The organism is Tenuifilum sp. 4138str, assembly GCF_041102575.1.
GTDB classification, from domain to species: domain Bacteria; phylum Bacteroidota; class Bacteroidia; order Bacteroidales; family Tenuifilaceae; genus Tenuifilum; species Tenuifilum osseticum.
Genome location: NZ_JBGCUE010000023.1, coordinates 1 through 4,673 on the forward strand (window position 1 = coordinate 1; position 4,673 = coordinate 4,673).

The window sequence follows — 4,673 nt, forward strand, 5'->3', positions numbered from 1 at the left end:
AGTGAGAATTTCGTATGTATCTAATTATCAGCCATGTGTATTTTCAAAAATTGTACATTTTGTTTTGGGGGCCATACATTGTTTTATCTTCTTTTTAATTCGGTTATTTTATCAATAATCTTTGATTTGACTTTATTAATATCATACAATACTTCGTCATTCGAAAATCTTAAAACTACAACCCCATACTCGTTAAGATTATAACTTCTATTTTCATCGTACTCTTGTTGCTCAGCCTCTAAATGGTAGTCGCCATCAACTTCAATAGCTAGTTTGAACTCATGACAATAAAAATCAACAATAAAGTTTTCAATTACATGCTGTCTTCTAAATTTTACCCCTAGCTTTTTACTTCTAATTTCTTGCCATAAAACTTTCTCTGCCTTTGTTGATGAAATTCTTAAAGATTTGGCGTTTACCAGCAGTTCTCTCCTCCCATTGTAATACATATTAAATTTTGATCTAACCATCCTTGAACAAATTTGATTAATAAAGTTAAGCATACTGAATCTAAAAATCAAGAAACACTGATTTGTCCTTGACCCTCTTTAGGAGTTTAAGTCTCCCCTTTCAGGGGAGATTTAGAGGGGTCATCTAGGTTGATGGTGTAAACAGATCTCACCCCTACCCCTCTCCTGACAGGAGAGGGGAGCGCAATAAGGAAGCTTTATCGTGGGTTAAAGTCTCCCCTCTCAGGGGAGATTTAGAGGGGTCATCTAGGTTAAATGTGGAAAACGGCTTCACCCCAGCCCTTTTCCCTGAGAGGGAATGGAGTTGAAGAAGCAGGCAATGGCATAAAAGCCTGACCCGGCAATGGGTCAGGGGTGGAACGTGGCGGTGGGCTTTGTAAGTTATACCAAATGAGTCACGCCGCAGGCGTGGCGAATAGTATCGCGTGGCAGTTCCACCCGCGGGGCACCCATCGGGTCGGGCTTTTCAGCCTTGATTTTCTTTGGTTCTTTCTTGTATCAAGACAAGAAAAAATGTGTGAATAGCTCTTTGCCATGATTTTCCCTTGCGATGCAACGTTTCACCCTTGCTCTTTGGCATACGCACTGCATGCATCGCTATACGGGTGGGAGTAGTTATGGAGTTACAAATGTTTAGCCCCTACGGGGCTGGAGGCGTTGCTCGTTGTTCGTTGTTCGTTGCTCGTTGCTCAATGTTCGTGATTGCCACTCTGTGAAACACCGTGTTGCACTGTGTAACCCTGTGATACCAGTTTAGTTGATAGTTGATGGTTGTTCATTGTTGGTTGATGGCATAAGAAACCACCTTTAATCATGAATCTTAAATCTGAAATTTTAAATTTTTATCCTTTAGCTTTATCCTTTAACCCTTATCCTTTATCCTTTGCACACTGCACACTGTACACTATTTTTCCCTACCTTTGCCAAAACCGTTTATCAAATGAAAGTACTCGGACTTATTCCTGCCCGTTATGCATCAACCCGTTTCCCGGGTAAACCTCTTGCCATAATAGCCGGTAAACCGATGATTCAGTGGGTGTACGAGCGAGCATCGCAGGTGTTTGATTGGTGCTTCGTTGCTACCGACGACGATAGGATCAGGCATGCCGTGGAGGCATTCGGGGGTAGGGTAGTGATGACCTCGGAGTTACACAAGAGCGGCACCGACCGCTGTGCCGAGGCCCTCGATATTGTGCAGTCGGAGCAGAATATACAGTTCGATGTGGTGGTTAACATTCAGGGCGACGAGCCTTTCATTCAACCCCAGCAGCTCAGCCGTGTAGTAAGCTGCTTTGCAAACCCCGATGTGCAAATTGCCACTCTGGTAAAGCCTTTTATGCCCGATGAGGATGTGTTCAACCCCAACAGTCCTAAGGTGATACTGAACCGAAACTCCGAGGCTATCTACTTTAGTCGCTCTGTTATACCCTTTGTTCGTGGCAAGGAACAATCGCTTTGGCAAAGTTCTTTTAGGTATTTGAAGCACATAGGACTATACGCTTACCGGGCCGATATTCTCCGCCGCATAACCCGCCTGCAGCAAACCCCACTGGAATTGGCCGAATCCCTTGAGCAGCTTAGGTGGATTGAAAACGGCTTCCGTATTACCGTGGTTGAAACCGACCTGGAAACCCTTGCCGTTGACACCCCCGAAGACCTCGAGAAGGTAAAACTCCTAGCCGATAGAATGCTGAATGAAAGGTAGTTGATGGTTGATAGTTGATGGTTGATAGTTGATGGTTTAAGAAACCACCTTCATTCATGAATCTGAAATCTGAAATCTGAAATGTGAAATGTGAAATCTGAAATGTGAAATCTGAAATCTGAAATCTGAAATTTTTATCCTTTATCCTTTATCCTTTACCCTTGAATAAACCTTTCCTCTTTTTCCTCATCAAATCCTTTAAACTCCTTTAAAACTTAATACCATGAAAAGGGTAGCTCTTATTGTTTTGCTTGCCTTTGCGCAGTTTTTTGTTTATGCTCAAACCGATAGCGTTGTAAACCGAATAATCGCCCTTGGGCAAACCGATAACCAAACCATGGTTTTGCTCGATGAGCTTTGCAACCGTATAGGTGGACGACCCATTGGCTCAAACGCTTACGATAATGCTGTAAGGTGGGCTGCCTCAAAGTTTGAGCAGTGGGGCATGGATGTACTGGTTGAGGAGGTTGGGGTTTTGCCCGTTGGCTTTAACCGCGGCCCTTGGTTTGGCCGTTTGCTCTCGCATAACGGTGAGGTTCTTCACTTTGCCACACCCTCGTACACAGCCGGCACCAAGGGAGTACAGCGTGGCCATGTGGTTTTGGAGCCTAAGTCGAAAAAGGAGCTGGAGCGTATGAAGGGTAAACTGAAGGGGGCCTGGGTGCTTATTGGTGGCGAGAACGACGGTTGGCCTATCGACTGGTCGGCTGAGGGCGATGCCCGCAGGGCTAAGATAATTGCCAAGAACGACTCCATTGAGGTTCTGAACGATTCCATCCGTCGGTTTAACTGGCAGAACCGCGACCGCAAAGACCTGCAAAAGGAGCTAATCCCGCTAGTTGAGGAGCCGGCACTCTTTTACCGCGAGATGGTTGAGGCAGGCATCCTCGGTATCATTCAATCGTCAAAGCTACCCATTCGCGCACTATACGACCGTAAGAATCTGGAAAAGATGACGTGGGAAAACCTGCCGCGTGTTCCCGATATCAAGCTCGATGAGCATCAGTATTCAACAATTAAAACAATGGTTCAGGAGCGCCAGTACGTGATGCTGGAGTTCGATATACGCAACCATTTCAGGCCGGGGCCTGTTCCATACCATAACGTTTACGGTATAATAAAAGGAACCGAAAAACCCGATGAGCTGGTGATTGTGGGGGGGCACCTCGATGCCTTTGATGTGGCTACCGGTGCATCCGATAATGCCTCGGGTGCAGTTCCGGCCATGGAGGCGGCACGGCTCATCATGAAGGCTGGCGGCAAACCCAAACGCACCATCATTGTCGCCCTATGGGCAGGCGAGGAGTTTGGGCTGCTGGGCTCAACCGCATGGGTGCAAAAGTACCAGAGCTTGCTCCCCAAGGTATCGGCCATGTTCAACCGCGATGGCGGCCCAACCGTTCCCGTGAACATATCGGTACCCAAGGCCATGGTCAGCGATTTTAACGCAATATGCCAGCCGCTCCTCAGTGCCAATCCCAAGTACCCGTTTAAGGTGATAGAGGCTACACCCAGGCCTAAACCCAAGCATGCCGGTGGTACCGATTCCTCGCCCTTCCAGATGGCAGGCGTACCCGCCTTTAACTTTGGCACCGTTGATGCCGATGGGGTTGACTTCAGCTACGGCGAGATTTGGCATACCGAGCGCGACACCTACGAGAAGTGCCCGGCCGATTACATGAACCATGCCTCGGTGGTAAATGCCGTGGTGGTGTGTGGCGTGGCCAACCTGCCGCACCTGCTCTCCCGCGAGGGCCTCTTTGCCCCCGATGAACCCGCTCCCGCACAGGTGAAGAAGGCCAAGCCTAGGAAGAGTTGATGGTTGATGGTTGATAGTTGATAGTTGATCGTTGTTCGTGAATCGTTGTTCGTGGAAAGCGACCTCACCCCCGCCCCTCTCCTGATATGAGAGGGGAGAGGCAAGTAGGAAACTTTTTTGCAGGGTTAAAGTCTCCCCTCTCAGGGGAGATTTAGAGGGGTCATCTAGGTTGAATGTGTAAAACGACCTCACCCCCAGCCTTTTTCCCTGAGAGAGTATGGAACGGAAAAAGCAGGCAATGGCATAAAAGCCTGACACGGCAAAGGGTCGGGGGTGGAACGTTGCGGTGGGCTTTGTAAGCGATACCACATGAGTCACGCCGCAGGCGTGGCGAATAGTATCGCGTGGCAGTTCCACCCACGGGGTACCCATCGGGTCGGGCTTTTCAGCCTTGATTTTCTTTGGTTCTTTCTTGTATCAAGACAAGAAAGAACGTGTAAATCGTTCTTTGTAATGATTTTTTTTGCGATGCAACGATTCACCCTTGCTCTTTGGCCTATGCATAGCGTGCATCGCTATACCTGTGGGAGTAGCTATGGAGTTACAAATATTACGCCCCTACAGGGCTGTTCTCTATACCTGAGAGAGATTCCTCGACTAGCTCGGAATGACAATACCCCTTGCATCTTTGCTCCCTTTGTCATGCTGAGCGCTGCCGAAGCATCTCTTTGTTCCTTCA

General features: G+C 47.8%; 3 protein-coding genes. 2 read left to right on the forward strand and 1 reads right to left on the reverse strand.

Annotated features, from left to right (window positions below; genetic code table 11):
- Window positions 1-83: 83 nt before the first annotated feature.
- Complete coding sequence (locus tag AB6811_RS13750) at window positions 84-470, reverse strand: endonuclease domain-containing protein (protein WP_369491189.1); 387 nt, start codon at window positions 468-470, stop codon at window positions 84-86.
- Between the two features lie 940 nt (window positions 471-1,410).
- Here AB6811_RS13750 and kdsB point away from each other — a divergent pair.
- Both kdsB and AB6811_RS13760 read left to right on the forward strand, forming a co-directional pair.
- Window positions 1,411-2,175 carry a 3-deoxy-manno-octulosonate cytidylyltransferase gene (gene kdsB, locus AB6811_RS13755; protein WP_369491190.1) on the forward strand — a complete coding sequence of 255 codons (765 nt, stop codon included), beginning with the start codon at window positions 1,411-1,413 and terminating at the stop codon, window positions 2,173-2,175.
- 223 nt (window positions 2,176-2,398) lie between these two features.
- A complete protein-coding gene (locus AB6811_RS13760; protein WP_369491191.1) occupies window positions 2,399-3,994 on the forward strand; it encodes a M20/M25/M40 family metallo-hydrolase in 1,596 nt (531 codons plus the stop codon).
- The last annotated feature ends 679 nt before the right edge of the window (window positions 3,995-4,673 follow it).

What these genes read in the sequence shown, in the direction of transcription:
- AB6811_RS13750 (WP_369491189.1), bottom strand. Translation starts at nt 470, where the DNA reads ATGGTTAGATCAAAATTTAATATGTATTACAATGGGAGGAGAGAACTG.
- AB6811_RS13760 (WP_369491191.1), top strand. Translation starts at nt 2,399, where the DNA reads ATGAAAAGGGTAGCTCTTATTGTTTTGCTTGCCTTTGCGCAGTTTTTT.
- kdsB (WP_369491190.1), top strand. Translation starts at nt 1,411, where the DNA reads ATGAAAGTACTCGGACTTATTCCTGCCCGTTATGCATCAACCCGTTTC.